Source organism: Streptomyces sp. Q2 (assembly GCF_056820935.1).
The window spans coordinates 371675-387452 of the sequence record NZ_JBXEJE010000002.1; the positions used below are offsets into that span (position 1 = coordinate 371675).

16 protein-coding genes and 2 pseudogenes are annotated in these 15778 nt (G+C 65.4%); 11 read left to right on the top strand and 7 right to left on the bottom strand.

Translation table 11 applies throughout. The annotated features are described in order from the left end of the window. Window positions 1–31: 31 nt before the first annotated feature. Window positions 32–238: a hypothetical protein gene (locus ACWBNA_RS03900; RefSeq protein ID WP_482702285.1), complete on the top strand. Its 207-nt coding sequence runs from the start codon at window positions 32–34 to the stop codon at window positions 236–238. A gap of 242 nt (window positions 239–480) precedes the next feature. Here the strand turns inward: ACWBNA_RS03900 and ACWBNA_RS03905 are convergent, their stop codons facing one another. After that, a complete protein-coding gene (locus ACWBNA_RS03905; RefSeq protein ID WP_482702287.1) occupies window positions 481–1137 on the bottom strand; it encodes a hypothetical protein in 657 nt (218 codons plus the stop codon). A gap of 686 nt (window positions 1138–1823) precedes the next feature. On the opposite strand from ACWBNA_RS03905, the gene ACWBNA_RS03910 reads away from it, so the two are divergent. After that, complete coding sequence (locus ACWBNA_RS03910) at window positions 1824–2387, top strand: hemerythrin domain-containing protein (RefSeq protein ID WP_482702289.1); 564 nt, start codon at window positions 1824–1826, stop codon at window positions 2385–2387. A 325-nt stretch (window positions 2388–2712) separates the two neighbouring features. Further along, window positions 2713–3784: pseudogene (locus ACWBNA_RS03915) on the top strand (DNA topoisomerase IB). Between the two features lie 20 nt (window positions 3785–3804). On the opposite strand, the gene ACWBNA_RS03920 reads toward ACWBNA_RS03915, so the two are convergent. Together ACWBNA_RS03920 and ACWBNA_RS03925 are read right to left on the bottom strand one after the other, a co-directional pair. Beyond that, window positions 3805–4092, bottom strand: a complete 288-nt coding sequence (locus tag ACWBNA_RS03920) for a DUF5133 domain-containing protein (RefSeq protein ID WP_482702291.1) — start codon at window positions 4090–4092, stop codon at window positions 3805–3807. A gap of 645 nt (window positions 4093–4737) precedes the next feature. After that, the gene (locus tag ACWBNA_RS03925; RefSeq protein WP_482702292.1) at window positions 4738–5427 is read right to left on the bottom strand and encodes a hypothetical protein; all 690 of its coding nucleotides are present in this window, start codon (window positions 5425–5427) and stop codon (window positions 4738–4740) included. Between the two features lie 26 nt (window positions 5428–5453). Here ACWBNA_RS03925 and ACWBNA_RS03930 point away from each other — a divergent pair. The 3 genes and pseudogenes from ACWBNA_RS03930 to ACWBNA_RS03940 all read left to right on the top strand — a co-directional run. Further along, window positions 5454–6100, top strand: a pseudogene (locus tag ACWBNA_RS03930) (tyrosine-type recombinase/integrase); the annotation flags it as partial. A gap of 166 nt (window positions 6101–6266) precedes the next feature. Beyond that, window positions 6267–6563, top strand: a complete 297-nt coding sequence (locus ACWBNA_RS03935) for a GYD domain-containing protein (protein WP_482702294.1) — start codon at window positions 6267–6269, stop codon at window positions 6561–6563. A 488-nt stretch (window positions 6564–7051) separates the two neighbouring features. Then, a complete protein-coding gene (locus ACWBNA_RS03940; RefSeq protein ID WP_482702295.1) occupies window positions 7052–7510 on the top strand; it encodes a hypothetical protein in 459 nt (152 codons plus the stop codon). On the opposite strand, the gene ACWBNA_RS03945 is transcribed toward ACWBNA_RS03940, so the two are convergent. Then, a protein-coding gene (locus ACWBNA_RS03945; RefSeq protein ID WP_482702297.1) for an IS3 family transposase occupies window positions 7500–8743 on the bottom strand; the annotation gives its coding sequence in 2 pieces (ribosomal slippage) (window positions 7500–8461 and window positions 8461–8743; 1245 coding nt in all). The two genes, ACWBNA_RS03940 and ACWBNA_RS03945, sit on opposite strands and share 11 nt — an antisense overlap. Window positions 8744–9457: 714 nt before the next feature. Here ACWBNA_RS03945 and ACWBNA_RS03950 point away from each other — a divergent pair. Both ACWBNA_RS03950 and ACWBNA_RS03955 read left to right on the top strand, forming a co-directional pair. Further along, window positions 9458–10597 carry an ImmA/IrrE family metallo-endopeptidase gene (locus ACWBNA_RS03950; RefSeq protein WP_482702299.1) on the top strand — a complete coding sequence of 380 codons (1140 nt, stop codon included), beginning with the start codon at window positions 9458–9460 and terminating at the stop codon, window positions 10595–10597. Window positions 10598–10599: 2 nt separating this feature from the next. Then, window positions 10600–11106, top strand: a complete 507-nt coding sequence (locus ACWBNA_RS03955; RefSeq protein ID WP_482702300.1) for a hypothetical protein — start codon at window positions 10600–10602, stop codon at window positions 11104–11106. On the opposite strand, the gene ACWBNA_RS03960 is transcribed toward ACWBNA_RS03955, so the two are convergent. Then, on the bottom strand, window positions 11098–11964 hold the full coding sequence (locus ACWBNA_RS03960; RefSeq protein WP_482702302.1) for a DUF6602 domain-containing protein: 867 nt from the start codon (window positions 11962–11964) through the stop codon (window positions 11098–11100). The two genes, ACWBNA_RS03955 and ACWBNA_RS03960, sit on opposite strands and share 9 nt — an antisense overlap. Before the next feature lie 216 nt (window positions 11965–12180). On the opposite strand from ACWBNA_RS03960, the gene ACWBNA_RS03965 reads away from it, so the two are divergent. Both ACWBNA_RS03965 and ACWBNA_RS03970 read left to right on the top strand, forming a co-directional pair. Beyond that, window positions 12181–12627 (top strand): GntR family transcriptional regulator, encoded by a 447-nt coding sequence (locus tag ACWBNA_RS03965; protein ID WP_482702304.1) that lies wholly within the window; start codon window positions 12181–12183, stop codon window positions 12625–12627. Between the two features lie 11 nt (window positions 12628–12638). Then, complete coding sequence (locus ACWBNA_RS03970) at window positions 12639–13208, top strand: HD domain-containing protein (protein WP_482702306.1); 570 nt, start codon at window positions 12639–12641, stop codon at window positions 13206–13208. Here ACWBNA_RS03970 and ACWBNA_RS03975 read toward each other — a convergent pair. Both ACWBNA_RS03975 and ACWBNA_RS03980 read right to left on the bottom strand, forming a co-directional pair. Further along, window positions 13196–13669, bottom strand: a complete 474-nt coding sequence (locus ACWBNA_RS03975; protein WP_482702308.1) for an NUDIX domain-containing protein — start codon at window positions 13667–13669, stop codon at window positions 13196–13198. The genes ACWBNA_RS03970 and ACWBNA_RS03975 overlap by 13 nt on opposite strands. Beyond that, on the bottom strand, window positions 13669–14436 hold the full coding sequence (locus ACWBNA_RS03980) for a helix-turn-helix domain-containing protein (RefSeq protein WP_280911347.1): 768 nt from the start codon (window positions 14434–14436) through the stop codon (window positions 13669–13671). Before ACWBNA_RS03980 ends, ACWBNA_RS03975 begins: the two co-directional genes overlap by 1 nt. A gap of 505 nt (window positions 14437–14941) precedes the next feature. Between ACWBNA_RS03980 and ACWBNA_RS03985 the strand changes: the two genes are divergently transcribed. Next, window positions 14942–15754 carry a DUF4097 family beta strand repeat-containing protein gene (locus ACWBNA_RS03985; RefSeq protein WP_482702311.1) on the top strand — a complete coding sequence of 271 codons (813 nt, stop codon included), beginning with the start codon at window positions 14942–14944 and terminating at the stop codon, window positions 15752–15754. Window positions 15755–15778: the final 24 nt, after the last annotated feature.

Consider the following 15778-nt stretch of genomic DNA (forward strand, 5'->3'; position numbering starts at 1 on the left):
CGGCCAGGGCCGTCGGCGCAGGTTCTTCCCGGTGGGTGGCAGCCCGGGCGCCGACGGTGCGGTGCGGTGCGCCTGCCGCAAGGCCGGCACGGTCTTCGTCCTCGGCGTCTTCGCCGGCGCCGTCGACAAGTTCCCCCTGGGCGCGGTGAGCAACAAGGGCCTGACCGGCCGAGGCGTCCAGATGCACGGCCGGCGCTACATCCCGATGCCGCTGGAGCGCATGCGGCCGGGGAGCTGAGCACGTCCCACCTGGCGACCCACACCGTGTCCCTCGACGAGGCACCGCGGGCGTACGAGCTGTTCAAGCACAAGACCGACGGCTGCGTCCGCGCGGTCATCCGGCAGGGCGCCTGAGCAGAGGAGTGCGGGTGGGGATCCGGCTGCCCATGAGCATGCTGGCGAGGAGCACGTCGGGAAGGGGGCACGCTGCCCAGGGACACGTTGGCCGTCAGCACGCTGCCCGTGAACACACGGGAGCCCTCACTTCGGACCGAGCACCACGGTCGTCGCGACCCGTGTGAGGGTGGGCGTGCGCGGCACCGAGCCGAACCCGAAGCGCACGGGCGGTTCGACGGGCGCCAGCACGCCGAGATCCTGGCCCTCGAAGACCGCCGACACCGCGGTGATCGGCCGCAGATCACGGGCCCCGTACCACTCGCGGCGGCCCCCGCCCGCACTCCCACGGGTCCGCACGCCGGCCAGCAGCATCCGGGCCGGCCGGTCCGTCAGCGCGCTCCATGCCGGACGGCGGGCGAGCGCGCCGGGAACGGCACGCAGCAGGAACCCCAGAAGCCCTCGACGGCCGGTGGAGAAGCGCAGTTCGAGGGATCCCCCGCCCCCGGTGACGGTCCAGGTGCCGTCTGCGACGCTCACGTCGACCCGGGCGACGCGTACGGCGTCGAAGGCGTAGGTGGCGCGGATGAAGTCCGCCGTCTCCTGCGTGGGGGCCAGCAGCAGCCGTTCCCCGTCGGCCCGCTCCAGCATCACATCGCTGAACGCTCCGAACGGCGACCGCGGCCAGTGCCCGAGCACGATGCGCGTCCCTTCGGAGGTGCCCATGCCGGCGATCCAGCCGTCGAAGCGCAGCCTCGGGCGCCGCGCGGCTCCGCACGCAATCCGGCTCGGGCCGGTCTTCATACGTGACTTGCTCCTCCGAAGTGGTGCACCAGGGGCTCGCCGAGGGGCGGGGAGGCCCTGGTACAGCGGTCTGCCTCTCCTCAGGCGCGCCGACTGCGGCGCCGGACAGCGCCCCGGCTCACAGGCGCCGAGTCCCCACACGGGAGTCCACAGAACGTGCGAGGTGCACGGTCGCCGCGCGGGATGGCGTCCCCCGCCTGTCGAGTCGAGACGCGCCCGAAGCGAGGCCGGGACGGAGCCGGACTCCTGACCGCTCCAGCACACGGGCCGCGCCGTACCCGTGCCACCGCTGAGTGCGGACGGGCGGCGAACACACCGGCCTGGCCCGCCACCTCGGGCGAGCCGCTCTCCCGGCCGACCGGCCGACACTGCCGCACGGCGACGTGACCGGGACCGTCACGGCGATCCGTCGTCCAGAGGCACATGGGGTAATTCCTCCGCGCTAGCGGCGGGATCCTGTCGGCCACCGGAGTGAAGTGGCACACCAGCGTGAGGTCGTCGGTGCGCGCGTGGCAGGTATCGGTGCTGGGTGGCGAGCCGGAGGAGCGCTGGACATCGACCGCTCCTGGATCGGCCGGAGGACGCGGCTGCTCGCGGGACGCAGGCGGCCCCGACGCACGGCACTGAACGGAGCCGGTCGACCCCCGGCCTCGGCAGGACTCAGCACGACAAGGAGTGGAGATCCCATGGGACACGGCGGAAATGTCATCCAGGAACTGACCGCGGACCACCGCGAGGTGGACGACCTCTTCTCGCAGATCGAAGCGTTGCCCGGTCCGGACCAGCAGCGACGCGAACTGGCGGACCGGCTCACCATGGAGCTGGTCCGGCACTCGGTGGCCGAGGAGGAGTACCTGTACCCGGCGGTGCGCCGGTACGTCGACGGGGGAGACGACCTCGCCGACAAGGAGATCGCCGACCACGGAGAAGTCGAGCGCATGCTGAAGGAACTCGAAGGCTGCCAACCCGGGGACGGGCGCTTCGACACGCTGATCCTGCGGCTCAAGAACTCCGTCAAGGCGCACGTCAGCGACGAGGAGAACCGGCTCTTCCCGATGCTGGCCGACGTCTGCTCCGCCGATGCCCTGGAGGAACTCGGGGAGAAGGTCCGCTCGGCCAAGCAGCACGCTCCCACCCGGCCGCACCCGTCCGCGCCGGACACCCCGCCCGCGAACAAGCTCCTGGCCCCCGGTGCCGGCATGGTCGACCGTCTGCGCGACATGCTCACCGGGCGCGGAAAGCAGGACTGAGGGGGCCGCGGAAACCGGCGCCGCGCGGTCGCCACGCAACCTCCCGTCATCCTGTTCGGTCCCGTGCCGCTCATGCGGTCCCGCTGGGCTCCGCCAGCCCACCCCCACCACCACCAAAACCAGTCACTCCTGCGCACCCTCGGCCGTCGCCTTGCCCGGCGTGTGGCGGATGCGCGTGGGTACCAGCACGACAGGGCCTGGTTCCGGATCCGGACGCGATCGGTCGCGTCCGGCCGGGCACCGAAGGGCGGAGCAGGGACGGTCGGCACCATCAACTCCGCGGAGCCGGAGCCGGAGCCGAAGCCGGAGCCGTTCGGGAGGTTGGATGCGTCTTCACCACAGCCGCCCTACCGACGACGGGTTCCGCCGCCTGCGACATGGACGCGGCTTCCGTTACCTCGACGCACGGGGGGAGCCGCTGCGCGATCCGGCTGAGCCGGCGCGGATCCGGGACCTTGTCATACCCCGGGCATGGCGGGACGTGTAAATCTGCACTCGGGCCAACGGGCATCTGCAGGCCGTCGGTACGGACGCCGCCGCCGGCAGCACCTGTACCACCCACAGTTCCGCGCGGAGCAGGAGCCGGCCAAGCACGACCACGTCCCCGACGTCGCCGAGGCTCTGCCCGCGGTACGAGAGGCCGTCGAGGGGCAACTGCATGACCGCGGACTGACCCGGCAGCGGGTCCTGGCCACGGCCGTACGACTGCTCGACCTCGGCTTCTTCCGCATCGGAAGCGACCGCTACACCGAACTGAGCAACAGCTACGGCCTCACCACGCTGCTGCGCGAACAGTGCCGCTGCCGGGCCGGGCCGGTGCGGTCCTGTTCACCTACGTCGGCAAGCACGGCACGGAGATCATCCAGACCGTCGCGGACCCCGCAGCCTGCCGCTGCCTCAAGGCGCTGTTGCGGCGCCGAGGCGGCGACGACCGGCTCCTGGCCTACTGGGAGCAGCGTTCCTGGCACGCGGTGACCGGCGATGACGTCAACGTGTATCTCAAGGAACTGGCCGGCCTCGAGATCACCGCCAAGGACTTCCGCACCTGGCACGCCACCGTCCTGGCCGCCGTGGCGCTGGGCGTGTCGCACCCTGTCGCGCGCAGCGAGACCGCCCGGCGCCGGGCGATCGCCAGGGCGGCCCGCAAGGTGTCCGGGTACTTCGGCAACACACCGGCGGTCTGTCGCGCCTCCTACATCAACCCGCGGGTGATCGAGTTGTACGAGGAGGGCGTGACGGTCGCCGCCGCGCTGCCTCACCTCGGCGATGAGGGCGCGTACGGCGTACCCGCCACCCACGGACCCGTCGAACGGGCGGTGCCGCGCATGCTCCGGAACGGACAACCGCCGCAGGGGAGTCGGAAGCATGCCGCCGCCGCGTCGGTGCCGCGGCGGTAGCTCTCCGCCGCGTTCACGCGTCACGGAACGGCCAGAGGGGCTTCCTCCTGCGCGATGCGCCGGTTTGCGGCAGCCTGGCTTTGGGCCGCCGGGAAGCCGCCGGTAGCGCCGGTAACGGCTGAGAGTTGACGGCGGGCCGCGGCCAGGGCCGAGCGCACCTCGCGGGTGCCGGTCGACACGCAGAGCGTGTAGGTCAGGTCCTGCAGCCGCTGGTCCAACTCGCCCTGAGCACCCAGGGCTTGCTGCGCGGTGAGCGCCTCGTACTCCTCGACGAGCCTGCGCAGCGTTTCAGGGTGGGGCATCAACATGTTCGTACTCCTCGGTCACCTGGTGTCGAGCCCGGCCACGACCGGCAAACGGGCGGGAAGGTGGTTCGGGTGCGAGCGAGGGCGGGCCGTCAGGCGGCCTTCACCGGTCCTCGGTGGTGGCCGAGGCGCGTGGTGGCCCTGACGGTGGTCCGCGGTTCCCGCACCAGCCGGGGAACCTCCAACGCCCAGGTACAGCCAGGCAAGTGGCACTTGACTTCGCCGCTGACGGTCGGCACGGCGGGGCTTTGGCACGCGCCGCGCTCGGGCCCCTCGCCCAGCGAGGCCGACCGCGCGAGAGGCTGCGCGGTATCCGGCGCATCGTCACCAGGCCGCTTCGTGGAAGACCTGCGGCGGGCGAACTCGAGGGAAGGACTTGTCGACTCATCGGTGGGCATGCGACGTCGCTCCTGCACGGTACGGGCTGGTGAGGACCGCGGGAAGCGGTGCTGCCGGTCCGCCGATCAACGGCCGCCGCGACATCCCACTTCCGCCGGCGCGCCTACGGTCCGAAGCACGAAATCCGGTTGCCCTGCCATCCCGCGGTCAAACAACAACGCCCACACCGAAGGGGCCGGCCTCGTGCGAGACGGACCTGACCTCCCCGCAAAGTGTCTCGACGAACGGCAAGGAGTCCCTCAACCACGCTCAGCCCAGCGGATAGCCGGTCTCCGCGGCGTCCTCCACGAGATCCGCCAGAACGCTCTCCGGGTTCAACGCGCTGACCACCCCTTCGGTCAGAGGACGCGAAGAGAACACGTGACGAACGGCCTCCATGTCGACCGGGACTTCGTAGTAGTCCTCGGCCCACCCCTGAAACGCCTCCGGCGAGCGGTCCACCAGCAGCTGGAAGAGGTACCCGGCACCGTCCGGGTCCCCGTCCTCCGCCGCGGCGCGGGGAAAGTCGATCGTCCCCGTCTTCCAGCCATCGTCTCCCGTCTCCCGCCATATGCACGCGGTGGCGAGTGGCATCCCGTCCTCATCCGAGAACGCGGGCTCCTCGACATACGGCCGGAAGACGTCGGGAACGTCATCGAGCACTCCGGGCCATGGCCCGTCCTCTGCATAAGGACTCATAGGTGATTCATGATCGAACCCACGGACGTAGGCGCCGGAGGCCGAGAAAACGATGGAGTACTCGTCGCCCGATCCGTTCCGCATCGACGCCATCGACTCCTTCTCGGACCAGTGATCGTCGAAACAGTGGTACCGGTCGGCCAACTCAGGGCACAGGACCGCCTCCAGGATGGCCAGTGAACGGCAGTGCTCACGGAGGACGGCTATCTCAGGCAGCTGTCGAGCAACGTCTTGTACGGTCACCAGCTCATCCAAGCGCACGCCTCTGACATGCCAGCCTCACGCCTCGGGCTCTGCTGGCCGCAGTCTCCTACGTCGGCGGCTATGGCCGGGCTCGCGGTCGGCGACTGGTCGGCCTCTTCGCCTGCATGTACTACGGCGCGTTCCGTCCGGCCGAAGCTGTCGGTCTCAAAGAGGCGGACCTGAAGCTGCCGGAAAAGGGCTGGGGTACGGCGCTGCTCAATAGCACTCGTCCCAGCGTCGGCAAGCGGTGGACCGACTCCGGCGAAACGCACGACGATCGCGGCCTGAAGAACCGGCCCGTGGAAGAGGTCCGGCCTGTGCCGATTCCGCCTCATCTCGGCGCGATCCTGCGGGAGCACATCGACACCTTCGGCGTAGCGGACGACGGGCGCCTGTTCACCAACGAGCGTGGGGGAGTGGTCGGCTCGTCGACGTACTTCCGGGTCTGGCAGGAGGCTCGCGCGCTGGCGCTCCCGCCGGCCGTTTTGGCCTCCCCGCTTGCGGCCCGTCCGTACGACCTCCGCCATTCGGCGCTGTCGACGTGGCTCAACTCCGGGGTGGACGCGACCGAGGTCGCCGAGCGTGCGGGCAACAGCGTCGAGGTCCTGCTGAGCCGCTACTCCAAGTGCTCGACGGCCGCCAGGAGGTCGCCAATCGCCGTATCGAGGATCTGTTACGTGAGTACGAATGACACGCCCACTGCGGCATGTCCCGAGGCTTCTGGGTCTGCCCTTGACGAGTTCCATCGCTCATCGCACGTCTCACTCGTCCGGCCTGCCTGTAAATGCGCATTTCGCGTGATGGTGCTCAGCATTGATCGACGATGTGTTGTGTCTTCTTCATAGGGGTGAAAGACCATGCCGACGTATGTCTCGTTGCTGAACTGGACCGATCAGGGGGTCCGGGGCTACAAGGACACCCCGCAGCGCGCCGAGGCCTTCGCGGCTGCGGCACAGAAGCTGGGGGTGAAGGTCCTGAACCTCTACTGGACCGTCGGTCCGTACGACATCGTGGCCGTCGTAGAGGCGCCCGACGATGAGACCGCCACTGCGGTGCTCCTCCAGGTCGCCGGGTTGGGCAACGTCCGTTCCACCACCCTGCGGGCCTTCGGGCGGGAGGAGATGGACAGCATCATCGCCAAAGCCGCTGGCTGAGGCCTTTCAGATCAGGACCCGTCTCACGAGTACGAGTGACCCGCGAGGGCGGGACGCTCCGAAGCCCCTGGATTCGTCCGGGGGCCTTCGTTTTTGTTAGGTCTGACCAGGGCGGATGGCCCAAGATCCTGTCCACGAATAGTCCACAGACCCCGTCATAGGGCCGCTCAGGACTGCATACGGCTGCACATACGCGAAGACCCCGGCCTCAGCGTTTCCGCTGGTGTCGGGGTCTTTGGGCACCGTATGAAGGGTGCCCCCGGCAGGATTCGAACCTGCGCACACGGCTCCGGAGGGCATGTCTCGTCTTGTCGTGAAACCCCGGTTGAGCTGGGCGTTCACTCTTCGGCACCTGCCGAAGTGCTGATCTCTATCGCATGTCTTGCACGATGCCTCCCACGCGGGGTTGCCCGTCGGCCGCCGGCCCCAGACGTGACCCGTCTAGAGCAAACGTCGCGAGTGGGTTCCACAGGTTCCACACTGAGCACATGAAGGAGTTCTGGCTTGTGCTGCTCGGTGCTGCCGTTTCGCTTGGCGCTAGCTATCTGGCGCACCTCTTGGAAGCGAAGCAGGCCAAGGGCGAGCGCTTGGAAGCAAGGCAAGATGCGGCCGTTGCAACGCTCGCTGAAGCGTTTGTGCAGATCGAAAGGCACCTGCGCACCATGCCTTGGGAACCAGACCCGGCGCCAGAAGAGGGGCCGGATCCGATCAGTGAAGATACGCGAGACGCCTACTACAGGAGCGCGCGTGAGTGGGGGCCCGTCCTAGACGACTCCTTGGGGCCAGCGAAGATCGCGGCTCATGCCATCCGAGATGCCGCTTTGCGCGAGCGCCTGATCTTCACCCTGGAGCTTTTGGAGGACTGGCAGGAACTTGCCAAGGAGACGCCGATTCGTCGTCAGTGGACTGTGAACCGCTCCGGGAACGGTGGAGGCTCTATGCGTTGACTCCAGCCGCCGGTTGGGGCTGGTGTTGAGCGTAGTGGTTGGTCTCGTACTCGTGGGGCGGGATGTCGCCGGTCGCGCTGTGGAGCCGTTGGTTGTTGAACCAGTCGACCCATTCCGCAGTGGCGAGTTCGACGTCGGCGAGGCCGTGCCAGGGCCGGCGGGGCTTGATCAGCTCCGTTTTGTAGAGGCCGATCTGGGATTCCATGAGCGCGTTGTCCAGGGCGTCACCGACGGTGCCGACCGACGCGTCGATGCCGGCCTCGAGGAGGTGCGCGGTGAACGCGAAAGACGTGTATTGACTGCCCGCATCCGAATGGTGAACTAGCCCCGGTCCGGCGGGAGTTCCAGCGCGGCCACGGCGCCACAGGGCCATGTCGAGGGCGTCGAGGACGAGCTTGGCCCGCTTGCTCGTGGCCGCGGACCAGCCGACGATCGCCCGGGAGAAGACATCCACGACGAACGCGACGTAGACGATCCCCGACCAGGTGGCCACATAGGTGAAGTCTGCAACCCACCTCTCGTTCGGCCGGGACGCGGTGAAGTCGCGTTGCAGCAGGTCAGCTGCCCTCTCATGCCCATCGCCGTGCACGGTGGTGCGGATCTTCCTGCCGCGACGGGCGCCTTCCAGACCGAGCTCGCTCATCAGCCGGGCGACCGTGCAGCGGGCCACCGGTATGCCCTCACGGTGCAGCTGCCGCCAGACTTTGCGGACTCCGTAAACGCCGAAGTTGTCGGCGTGGACCCGGCTGATGTGCGCTTTCAGTTCCGCGTCCCGCATCGCTCGGGCGCTGGGGGCGCGGTTCTTGGCGGCGTAGTAGGTGCTCGTTGCGATCTTCAGTCCATGGTCGGACAGCACACGGCAGATCGGCTCGACCCCGAACACCTTCTTGAACTCGTCGATGAACGCTACGAGCGCTTTGACGGCCGGTCGAGCTCGGCCGCGAAGAAAGCCGACGCCGCCTTCAAGATTTCGTTCGCCCGCCGCAGTTCGGCGTTCTCGGCCCGCAGCCGTTTGATCTCCGCGGCCTCCTCGGACGTGGTGCCGGGCCGCTGACCGGCGTCCACCTCGGCCTTGCGGACCCAGGTCCGCACCGTCTCCGCAGCCCCGATGCCCAACTTCGCGGCGACCGCCTTCATCGCGGCCCACTCGGTCGGGTAGTTCGGACGGACCTCCGCGACCATGCGCACCGCACGCTCACGAAGCTCAGCAGGGTAGGGGGATGGACGTGCCATGACTCGATCCTCTCAGGGAATCGAGCCTCCATCAGACCCGGAGCGGTTCACTGCGCAGGCGCTGGCTACGCATGCGATTGAGTGTCTCGGCGCGTGGCAGCGTGAGGAAACCATTCCGGCCGTGCCTGAGGACTTCGTTCGAGCTTTGAGTAACCGGCAGGGTAGCCAAACGGAGCTGACTCGCATGCTGAGGGCGAGGCTTAGGAACCCTGACGGCTTGTCCCCCGGTGGAGCGAACACCGACGGCGGGTGACCGCGGCGAGGCACTTCCATCGCGGTGCAGGAGCGGTCGCGGTGCTCTCCCCAGGGGCCAACAACGGCTCCCAGACGGCCGCGGCGCAAGTTTCAGGGCAGACGCTCTTCCTGCGCCTTGAAGCGATCTTGGTCGTTCTCGGAGACGCGGCGAGCTCACCTGGGCTGACTACTTCTGAACGTGCGTGGACGTGCGCCACAGTCGCGGTCGTTGTCACCGCACTTAAGACCCGCAGCGCAGTTGCACGCGGATGACCTCTGTCGGTGTGACATCGGTGCCCCCTCGCGGCGGGGGACCGTGCGAGCCGTGGCGAAAAGCGGTACCGAAATTGGCACAACTTCGACAACAAAAGCATCGTTGAGCAGTCTGCCGCTGAGCTTGGCCTAGGGTGGCCGTGCCAACGACCTGCCTCACGCGCTCTACCGCGGTATGCGATGGGCTGGTTCACTAGGGAGATGGCCGTGAAGCCAGTACCGATTACAGGCTCCGTCCTAGCCTGGACGCGGGCTGAGGCAGGCATGTCTCCTGCCGCGCTTGCTGAAGCGGTGGGTGCCAGCACTCAGGAAGTCGTAGCCTGGGAGTCGGACAGGCTGAAGCCGACCACTGGCCAGTTCAAGGCTCTAGTTCGGAAGCTAGGGCGCCCTGAGAGCTTCTTCTTCCTTGCCCGGCCGCCTCAGACGAGTGGCCTGACTGTCGCTTTTAGGACCACTGCGGAGAAATTGGGGTCGCCGTCCTCTGCAATAGAGGTGGGGAAAGAACTTCGACTGGCTCAGCGAACTCAGAGAGTGGCAGCCTGGTTACAGGAGCAGCTTGGCATCAGCGGGCCACATATCCCGAGTGGTGACCTAGAAATTTCGGCTGCGCACTTAGCAGGCGAGCTGCGATCTTGGCTGCAATGGACGCTTGATATCCAATTGCAGAAAACGGAAGCCCAAGTAACCAGGGCGCTCCGTTATCACCTGGAAGAGCATGGCATCATCGTGATGCATGTTCCGATTGATACCGATACGGGAGTTCGCGGATTTTCCCTGCCGCATGACGATGCCCCGTTGATGGTAATAAACACAAAGGAACGTTACAGGGCGCGTACTTTCTCCTATATTCATGAACTTGCTCACCTCGCATTGCATGACGGATCCCTATGTCTAGTCAAGAATGACGAGGGGGTAGAGCGCTGGTGCAATGAAGTGGCGGCCTGCTTTTTGATGCCTGAGAGGGATGTTAGAGAGTTTGTGCGCTTCAAATTTGGCACAATGAAAATTTCGAACTTGGAGCAGGTGTACCCCTTAAGGTCTCGGTATCGCGTGAGTACGCAAGCGGCAGCTCTGCGACTTCATAAGCTCGGCCTTTCCGAACCTGGGTTCTACCCGTCTGTCCATTGGGCACTGGATAAGAGGAAGGCCGGGGGGTCTAGTGTCGAAAGCTCGCAGACAAGAGATGTCGTACGTCTGCAAACCTATGGTAGGGGTTACGTCAACCTCCTCATTGAAGCGAAGGCGGCTCGCAAGATTCCGGAATCTCAGGTCTTGGAGTTCCTGAAGATGTCACGCAGTGAACTTTCACGGCTAGAATTCCTTGCGCGGTCGAGCGTCGAGGGCTGAGGGTGGACGAGCGTTGCATCGCCGACGCGACGGCGCTAGTCGCTGCCAGGGACTGCGTTAGGCCATCCATGATGGCTGACCTCTTTGAGGAGCTGACCCCGAGGGTGGCGGCGGAGGAGCTAGTCATACCGAGATCTGTCATCGAAGACGTTGAGGTGATGGCGCGAAATGAATCAATTCATCATTGGATTCAGGGACTTAGTCTCAATTTGAATGAAGCTCCTTATATGGAGGAGAGGGTTTGGCTCAGTCGTACCTTGCAGTTGAAGTTTGGGTACGAAGAGGGTGTATCCGATATGGAGGGGAAGGATCCCAGTATGCTCGAAGTGATTGCGTTAGGGAGGAGGTGTGAGATGGAGGGGCAGAGCTTCTACATCATCAGCAATGATGTAGTGCAATCGCCACTTCGCCCAAGTGCGGCCCACCTCTGTGCGGAGTTTGGTTGGGAGCGCCTAAATATGCATACCTATGTCGAGGAACTCCTCAACCGGCCGGACCTACTAAGATAGTTCGAAGAGATCTAAGGTGGCCTGTGACAGATAGTGGGTGATAGCTGGGGACTCGTGGCCATCATGAGTGGCCAACGAGTTGACTAGAGCAGCGCAAAAGATGAGAAGTGACCTTGATGGCTCAATAACCCTCCACTTCCCAGCTACCCTAATGATGGGATAGCTGCTTCCATCTATCAGAAGCTTCGGCTCAGTGGAGTCCGGAGGTGGCTCCTTGTACTGCCCCTTCACTCGCTGTCCACTCGTGCGAGAGTGTAGGTAGGTGACACCTACGATGTAGTCAGGGGAATTATCTAAAGCATCGCCGAAGATGGGCGATAGTAGTTTTTTTCGTCCACCTATCATCCCGGCATCGATTATGCAGAAGAGGTCTGGCTTGTCGTCATCGCTCAGGCCTTTGATGTGCTTAGCAATCGTCTCAAGTTCCTGAGTGGGCTTGTATCCCACCAGGTGGAACAAGGGCAGAGGCCTATTTATTGAAGTGAGTCGTTGTAGGCTTACTCGCTTTTTGCCTGATTCCTGAATCTCGTCCCTATTTACGCTGGTCTTTACTTCGATGCAAGCCCGTACATTCTCTACAGGGAATAGGACTTGCGTGCTCTGTGCGAGAATCCCAGGTTCGTTGGCCTGGTCGTACACGATGATGTCTGTTTGTTGTGAATATCGGTCTAGATGGTCGATTACCATCCCCGAACCTACTCCGTACCGTTTAGGGATAAGATTTTCTAGCAATCGAGCCAAAGATAGTTCGTTCTCTCTTCCTCGCTCGCCCCAGTGCTTAATTAGTCGATTGAAAACGTCGACCTCTGCTTGCAGGCGCCTTAGAACTCCAGACCAATACTCCTCCACTACGGACATGTCTCCCCCTCTGTGGCTGGACGTCGGTCGGAACGACCAAGCGTCTTGTGGCAGCTGCTGAGCCTTGCTGCAAGCTGGGCGTACGACGCGGTCGTACGCCGATAATCTGCCCTGTCGGTACGCTCGCGATGCCTCAAGTGCAAGGGAGGCTCCGTGCTGTGTCTTGGCCGTGGGACCCTTGGCATTGACCGATGGAGTGATGCGAAGGGAGCCGAGGTGCCGGAGGCCAGTCCGCGCGGAACCTACTTGGTCATTGCGGAAGCGCTTCGAAGCGAGATCGAAGCGGAGGATGGCGTACACACCCTGCCGTCAGAGGCTGATCTGATGCGCTCGCATGGAGTCGCCCGGAATACGATCCGCCGTGCCCTCAAGGTTCTCGAAGCTGACGGTGTCGTTGAGTCCGCTCCCGGGATTGGGTGGCGGGTTGCTCGGGGCGGCGATCGTCGCTCTCTTGCAGAACGGATGACCGACGTGATCACGGAGGATGCCCTCTCAGTGGGCGCCACGTACCCCTCTGAGGCACGCCTCTGTGAGCGGTTCGGTGTTTCGCGTACCGCCGTACGCCGTGTCCTTGCCCAGATGGAGGGCAACGGCCTGCTCGCCACCGTGCACGGCAAGGGGCGAACCGTACGCGCTCTCCCGACACCCACCGTCCGCCCGTAGTCTTGGCCGCCATGGGACTGACTGAGTGGGCGTACTCGCTCTCCGAATCGCTGCTGTCCGATCCGCTCCCGCGCCGGTGGGCGCACTCGCTGGGGGTCGCCAAGCGCGCTCGCTCCTTGGGCCCGATCATGGGCGACGATGCCGAGTTGCTGGAAGCCGCCGCGGTGCTGCATGACATCGGGTATTCGCCGGCCATCGCCACGACCGGTTTTCATCCCCTGGACGGTGCGCGGTTCCTCCGCGACCAGGAGAAGGCAGACGAGCGGGTCGTTCGTCTCGTGGCCCACCACTCCTGCGCCCTGCTGGAAGCCGAGGAACGAGGGCTGAGGCAGGAGCTTGAAGGGGAGTTCGAGCTAGAGCGTCCGGACCTGGTCGACGCCCTGCTCTTCTGCGACATGACGACGACGCCCGACGGAACGCAGACCACCTCGACCGAGCGGTTGGATGAGATCGTGCAGCGGTACGGCCCGGACACGATCGTCGGGCGGTTCATTCAGCGCGCGGCCCCCGAGATTCACGCAGCGGCGAAGCGTGTTGAGAGCCGGTTGGCGCAGGTCTCCGCCGACAGTCAGCCGATGTAGGGCTCTCGCCGCGAGTCGTCGAGACCGTGGCGGATGCGCAGCATCATCGACGGGTGAATGTCCAGCCCGTCAAGGTCCGTTGGGTCAACCCAGCGGACCTCTTTTGACTCGCTGCTCGTACGCAGCGAACCCCCGACAGGGTGGGCTCGGAAGCAGATGGAGAACTGTTGCCGGACCTCTCCGTCGTCGTACGCCAGCACGTGTTCAGGGTCGGTGTAGAGGCCGACGATGTTGTCTACCTCGACGTCAATGCCGGTCTCTTCCGCGACCTCACGTACAGCGGTATCGGCGATGCGTTCGCCGATGTCGTGGCCGCCACCGGGCAGTGCCCACAGGTCGTTGTCGGTCTTGTGGATGAGCAGCAACCGTCCCGTGTCGTCTCGGACGATCGCGGTGACCGAGGGCACCACCGAGTTGGCCTCAGGGGCGTTCGGATCGCGGAAGTAGTCGATGCGGCTCATCAGGCAGTGCCTTCCCAATCGGCAGGTGAAGAGATCGGGCGGGCCGATTGCCAGACCTTCTCAACGCTCTCAGCGTAGGCGTCGAAGAGTTCACCGCCGGGCACGCGTTGCAGGTGCAGCACGGGGGCCATATAGGCGCCGACGCCGTAGAGGTGCCCGTTGGCCAGCATCTCGTCATCGGCCCGGTAGATGGAGTTGTAGAGGGTCGTACTGTGCAACCGGAACTCCACCCCGGGGAGACCGAAGAGTGGGCCATAGTTGATTAGGGCGTTCCGGATCTTGCCTGCCATCGCCCCGCCGATACCTTCGTCCTCGCCGCGCATCGCCACGGCCGGCGACGTGGGCTCTCCCAGGATGAAGCGGATGGGCACTCCGTCGGCTGACTTCTCCTTCACGATCCGGTGGAACGACGCGTCTTCGGTGAGCCAGAAGCCGGAGTACACCAACAGGTCAAACTGACGGGTCGCCTTGGAGTAGAGGTTCGTCCAGAGGTTTTGCATCACGACGGATCGGTGTGGATAGAGCCTGACCAACTCGGCGTTGCCAGCGGCCGCGACCTCAGCTGACGTGCGCTCGTCCGGCCACAGGTACGACACCTCGCACCTCAACAGCGATGCTGTTGCGAACTGGAAGCGGCGGTATGGCTTGCGCTCAGGTTCGTTGATCCATCGCTCGACCGTCTTGGCCGCGACCCCGAGTCGTTCGGCGACCTCATCGAGCGTCAGGCCCAAGTCCACTATCGCGCCGCGCAGTCGCTCGTTCGCCATGCCAACCTCCGACTTCCTGGGACGACTTGGTTCGACTTCACGGTAGCTAAGAACGACCTGAGCCGCGCAACCGCGAGGTCGAACGTCGTCGCTGCCGACGCCAGTCTGTAGGTACATCGAGCGCGAGGGTCTCGCAGACCTCCATCAGCCGAAGGGCTTGACGGTGCGAACCTCCCTCTGCAAGATGAGGAACACGTACTACATGTTCCTCTCGTTCGGATCGCGTCAGCGACCCGAACGGGCGCACGACCAGGAGCCCCGCATCGGACGGGGGGAGGCGACCCGGCGCCTTGGCATTCACCGGAGGGCTTGAGACCGAGAGGTCTCATCTCCATACGCCTGAAACGGGAGCTCGTGTTCCCGAAGGAGACAACGCACCACCCACCTCACCGCCGTACCTCGTACGGCGGTTCACCTGCCTTCCCGGGGCGGTCGCCTCTCGCCAAAGACCGTGACCGCCCCGGCACTTCACATCACACGTCCCCTCGACTTCCTGGAGTTCGCCATGACCGAACGCACGATCCCCGTGGACGCCTTCGGCCCGATCGCCCTGGACCTGACCATGAACGCGGGCACTATCCGCGTCGTCGTTGACCCCGCGCTGAAGCAGGCGCACGTGGTGCTGAAGACCGAGGCCACCTCGGGCCCGTCAGCCGACGTGATCCGCGACACCGCGGTCAGTCTCCGGGGGCAGAACCTCAAGGTCCGCGTCCCGGACGTGGCCGGTGGCATGGGCGGTAGCACCACGATCAGCGTGGGCGGCAACACCATGACGTTCTCTGGCGGCAGCGGCGTGCAGATCGTCAACGGCAACGTGCACGTCACCGGCCACGGTGGCGGCAAGGTCTTCATCAACGGCCGCGAGGTCACCGCCACCGGCCCGGCCGGCGACGCGGTCACGCCGATCACCGCCGTCGTCCACCTGCCCGCCCGGTCCGAGACGCTGATCAGCACGCACACCGCCGACACCGTCATCAAGGGCGAGTTGGCGCGACTGGAGTACGACGGCACCTCTGGCAGCCTGACCGCTGAACGCGTCGGCGACCTGGACGCAACAGTCACCAGCGGAAGCGTCATCGTCGGCGACGTGACCGGCTTGCTGGACGTGAACCTCACTTCCGGCAATCTCGGCATCAGCGCCTACAGCGGCAGGGGCGCCCGGCTGAACCTCACCTCCGGAAACGTACGGATTGCCGCGACCCCGCAGGCCACCGGCCGCCTCGCGGTGAGCGCCACCTCGGGGTGCGCCCGCATCACGGGTGCCTCGCACCTGAACATCCGCCGCCGGGTGACCAGCGGCTACGTGCAGATCAGCTAACCCCCGTCTTGCCGCCAGCACTAT

Excerpts from the sequence above, each read along its gene's own strand:
- ACWBNA_RS03960 (WP_482702302.1), bottom strand. The coding sequence starts at position 11,964 with ATGTCCGTAGTGGAGGAGTATTGGTCTGGAGTTCTAAGGCGCCTGCAA.
- ACWBNA_RS03935 (WP_482702294.1), top strand. The coding sequence starts at position 6,267 with ATGCCGACGTATGTCTCGTTGCTGAACTGGACCGATCAGGGGGTCCGG.
- ACWBNA_RS03910 (WP_482702289.1), top strand. The coding sequence starts at position 1,824 with ATGGGACACGGCGGAAATGTCATCCAGGAACTGACCGCGGACCACCGC.
- ACWBNA_RS03975 (WP_482702308.1), bottom strand. The coding sequence starts at position 13,669 with ATGAGCCGCATCGACTACTTCCGCGATCCGAACGCCCCTGAGGCCAAC.
- ACWBNA_RS03940 (WP_482702295.1), top strand. The coding sequence starts at position 7,052 with ATGAAGGAGTTCTGGCTTGTGCTGCTCGGTGCTGCCGTTTCGCTTGGC.
- ACWBNA_RS03920 (WP_482702291.1), bottom strand. The coding sequence starts at position 4,092 with ATGTTGATGCCCCACCCTGAAACGCTGCGCAGGCTCGTCGAGGAGTAC.
- ACWBNA_RS03980 (WP_280911347.1), bottom strand. The coding sequence starts at position 14,436 with ATGGCGAACGAGCGACTGCGCGGCGCGATAGTGGACTTGGGCCTGACG.
- ACWBNA_RS03970 (WP_482702306.1), top strand. The coding sequence starts at position 12,639 with ATGGGACTGACTGAGTGGGCGTACTCGCTCTCCGAATCGCTGCTGTCC.
- ACWBNA_RS03985 (WP_482702311.1), top strand. The coding sequence starts at position 14,942 with ATGACCGAACGCACGATCCCCGTGGACGCCTTCGGCCCGATCGCCCTG.
- ACWBNA_RS03905 (WP_482702287.1), bottom strand. The coding sequence starts at position 1,137 with ATGAAGACCGGCCCGAGCCGGATTGCGTGCGGAGCCGCGCGGCGCCCG.